Origin of the sequence: Bacillus sp. SIMBA_154 (genome assembly GCF_046536015.1) — a bacterium.
In the GTDB taxonomy this organism is placed as follows: Bacteria; Bacillota; Bacilli; order Bacillales; family Bacillaceae; genus Bacillus; species Bacillus pumilus_P.
On sequence record NZ_JAWJBV010000674.1, the window covers coordinates 1 to 235 of the forward strand.

The window sequence follows — 235 nt, forward strand, 5'->3', positions numbered from 1 at the left end:
TATGCGGCAGTTGGTGAATATCTATATCGATGCAACCGCTTATAAGATTTTTTAGCTGTATCGCCTTCTTCTATAACTAGGAACTTAGCAAGCCCAGCTCTTGGCGTAAAGTGAGCTTTAGCGTTCGGATGAGCACTTACATCATGTTTATCAAACCAATATTGAATTGTAAGGTCTTCGGGGACATTATCAGGAAAGGGGGGCTGCTCTCCAAACTTATTTGTACTGGGCCAAT

The 235-nt window shown here is 42.1% G+C and carries 1 pseudogene; it reads right to left on the reverse strand.

Going from position 1 to position 235, the window contains the following annotated elements:
• Nucleotides 1–235: pseudogene (locus R0K30_RS23550) on the reverse strand (modification methylase NmeDIP); the annotation flags it as partial.